Here is a 3,372-nt window from a genome sequence, read left to right on the forward strand (position 1 = left end):
GTCTTGCATAGGCAGCTGATCGGGCCGGCTGTTTACGGGCTTCTTCTTGGGTCAGATAACCCGGCGCATCGGCATCATACTCGGCGACTCGGGCAATAAAACCGAGCGAGGTATCGTCAGATAAATCATAAAACCAGTGGCCACCCACACTGTATTTATCAATATCGTAATTATCCCGGTAACCTTCCGATTCACGATAACCGGCAAAATAGCTGTGTTGCAGGTTACCGGTTTGTTCTCCCCAATAGCCTTGTATCTCACGTGCGTTATAACTGCCAAGGGTGACTTCAACTTCACGCGCTATATCTGAGCGAGTGGCAATATTGTAATTACCGGCTACGTTAAATGTGCCATAACGCGGATCACTATTGCCTTTATAAACCTGAATGGTGTCAATATTACCCGGAAACAGTTGATCCATCTCGCTGTAGCCGTTATGCAGATTGGATGGAATACCATCGATTAACAGCTTGGCGTGCGGAGTACTTCCCTCAGCGGCAAAGCCACGAATGCCGATATCGGTGTTGATAATGCCCTGATTGTATCGGGCAAAATAAACACCGGGAATTTTGGTAAACAGCTCCATGGTGTTGTTCACATGACTGATGGATAACTCTTCTCGCGAGATAATATCCTGTGAACCGGCCAGATTTTCATCGGCATAATCCGGACGTGTACCTAATACCACTAAAGGATCAATACGGGCGGCGGGTTCATTATCAGTCTCGGCAAAGACCACAGATAACGGTAGAGCAGACACAATCAGGNNAATAAAAGTTTTTTTCATCATAAATTCCTTAGGCAGCAAACTGATCAAAGTAACGTTGCGTTAGCTGATCCAGTGTTAACGATTGCGTGGTAATGAGATCGGTTAAATGACCTTGTTTCATAATGCCAATCCGGTCAGCCAGTTGATGGGCGCATAAAAGATCATGTGTGACGATCAACACTGCCGCACCGCGAGATTTAATCGTATTCACTACTTGAATAAAATCCTGAGTGGCAACCGGATCCAGACCGGATGTCGGTTCATCCATCAAAATCAAACGAGCGTGTTTTAACAACGCAAAGGCAATGGCTACTTTCTGCCGCATGCCTTTGGAATATTCTGCGAGATGCTTGGTAAAGTCAGCCGGTTTGAGTCCGGCACTGAGCAACGCTTCGTGAATTTGCTGGTCAGTTAATTTCATTTTGGCCAGCACAGCCAGATAGTGAATATTTTCAATGGCATTAAAACGCGGATAAAGATTGACGTTTTCCGGCACATACATGATTTTCTGTCGGCATAAGGAGGCCTGCTGATAGAGGTCATCACCCTCCAGCGTGGCGCTGCCACTGCTTGGTGCAGTAAAGCCAAGCAACATATTCAACGTTGTTGTCTTACCCGCGCCATTGGCACCCAATAAACATAAAACCTCACCGGAAGCGATTTTGAAGTTGAGATGATCAACGGCAATTCGATTGCCAAATGATTTGGTTAACTGGTTTACTTCCAGCATGGTTTCTCCTGAAGCGTTTTATCAAATGGGTATCGGGCAAAACGATCACCATAATAAATACGATATATCACATCAATTTAATGCAAAATACGTAAATCTGCGAATGAAAAAAATTTCTACTTAACGTTGTTGTTGGCAGGCTTCACACAAGCCATGCAGTTCAAGCTGTGGGCTATTAAGCTGGAAATGATTGTGCTCAATACTCTCTTCCAATGCATGAATCAATTGTTTATCTACACCGATTTCCCGTACCTGCTGACAATTGTCACAAATCAGAAATTGAGGCGTCTGGTGTGAATGTGAACAGGCAATATGGGCACAGGCAATAAATTTATTATTGGAGGCCAGCTTATGAACCAAGCTGTTCTGCATCAGAAAGTCCAGCATCCGATAGACTGACATCACCGGAATATTTTCATTGGTTTGCTGACGATAAAGTTCAGCAATCTCATACGCTGAACGCGCTGCCTCAGCTTTCAGTAATACTTCAAGAATGTACTTACGTTTACTGGTTAATCGGGCGCCATGCTCAACGCAACTACGTTCGGCCTGCTGCAGAACATTCTCTATATCGACTGTCGTCATTAGTTGATCCGGATAGTGGTTCGTTGTGGATTTAATTCCAGTTGCTGCTGACCGGTAGGTAACACCATTTGAACCTGCAACGTTTCCAGACGGTTATACACATCGAATAAATTGATTTTCAAACCGGTTATGTTATCTGGCTGTTCGCAACGCACAAAATAACTGACATCGAGATCCGCATGCCCTGCTTGACCTTGACTGTCAAAAGGCTCATCGATTTCGATTGACTCGGCTTTACAAGTTGAACCTTCAACGGTCAGCAATACATCCAACATTTCCAGTTGTTGCAACATATCGTGGTAAATGGCCTTTTGCTGCTCTGTTTCGGGTTGGTGCTCAAAACCTAAAAAATTCATCAACGGCGATTGTAAATGCAACATCAATTCCTGACCATCCATCACTAAATCCAGCGTTGCCATGCCATGAACATGCGCTCCATGATGGCGATGTCCCTCATGTTGGTGATGTTCATGATGCTCGTGATGTTTATGCCCATGAGACTCTTCATGGGCGTTTGTGATGGGCATAACAGCGAAGCCACAAACCGCAGAAAATAAATATGGTGCTATCCGCATTTTTATCTGTCTCCCAATCACTCTGCAAAATCCAAGGTTAACAATAATCGTTTCTCAGATTTATGAATATGTGGTGAGCGATGCACAATGCCGCTCACCTGACTATCCATCCAACCATCACCTTTCAATAATGCGACATCACCCTGATTCAATTGTTGGATATCCACTTTATCCTGGTATATCCCCGATAAATGATCCGCTAAACCTTGTGCACCGGGCCCCAGTTTTGAACGATCTACAGCTTCCTCTGTTAACCATTCACTCCCCTGCCCATGATAAGTGGTTACCAGTCTGCACGCCAGATGATCAGTATGAAATCTGGGACACATAGTCTCGTGTATCAGACTCAGGCGCAAGCCAACCGAGTTTAACTCAAACAAATCCGCATACATTTCCACTAATTGCCTGACATCATCAACAAACAAATTTCGCTGTGGTTTATCAGGTAATAAACCGGTTAACCAGTCACTGACTTCGTCTGGGGTAATAACCGTACGTAATTGTAGCGCATTGAGTCCTTGAGTTACTTCCGCAATATAATGGTCAAGTGCATTACTTAACTGGCGTTGCCAGACCACCAGATTAATGTGCGGCTCATAAATTGCTGTCATCACTAATGGCGAATCTGCCTTGAGTACATGCTCAAACAATGGGTTTACGGCTAATGCACTCTGATTCATTTTAAGCCGCATCCCATGCTGGAAATGGATCAT

Annotated in this window: 5 protein-coding genes; all 5 read right to left on the minus strand. The window is 44.5% G+C overall.

The window, feature by feature from the left end; translation table 11 throughout:
- Positions 1–787 (minus strand): TonB-dependent receptor plug domain-containing protein (locus B3O33_RS13415; protein ID WP_292363815.1); only part of this gene is annotated, 787 nt, incomplete at its 3' end.
- Positions 788–797: 10 nt separating this feature from the next.
- Positions 798–1,499, minus strand: coding sequence for an ABC transporter ATP-binding protein (locus B3O33_RS13420; RefSeq protein ID WP_292359791.1), 702 nt, complete (start codon positions 1,497–1,499; stop codon positions 798–800).
- A gap of 120 nt (positions 1,500–1,619) precedes the next feature.
- Positions 1,620–2,084, minus strand: coding sequence for a Fur family transcriptional regulator (locus B3O33_RS13425; RefSeq protein WP_292359792.1), 465 nt, complete (start codon positions 2,082–2,084; stop codon positions 1,620–1,622).
- A complete protein-coding gene (locus B3O33_RS13430; protein WP_292363816.1) occupies positions 2,084–2,611 on the minus strand; it encodes a DUF2796 domain-containing protein in 528 nt (175 codons plus the stop codon). The genes B3O33_RS13425 and B3O33_RS13430 overlap by 1 nt, the downstream gene beginning before the upstream one ends.
- 65 nt (positions 2,612–2,676) lie before the next feature.
- A partial coding sequence (locus tag B3O33_RS13435) for a DUF1826 domain-containing protein (RefSeq protein ID WP_292363817.1) occupies positions 2,677–3,372 on the minus strand: 696 nt, incomplete at its 5' end.

This window comes from Methylophaga sp. UBA1464 (assembly GCF_002325665.1).
Lineage (GTDB): Bacteria > Pseudomonadota > Gammaproteobacteria > Nitrosococcales > Methylophagaceae > Methylophaga.

Coding starts and splice junctions, on each gene's coding strand:
- B3O33_RS13420 (WP_292359791.1), bottom strand. CDS start 1,499: ATGCTGGAAGTAAACCAGTTAACCAAATCATTTGGCAATCGAATTGCC.
- B3O33_RS13425 (WP_292359792.1), bottom strand. CDS start 2,084: ATGACGACAGTCGATATAGAGAATGTTCTGCAGCAGGCCGAACGTAGT.
- B3O33_RS13430 (WP_292363816.1), bottom strand. CDS start 2,611: ATGCCCATCACAAACGCCCATGAAGAGTCTCATGGGCATAAACATCAC.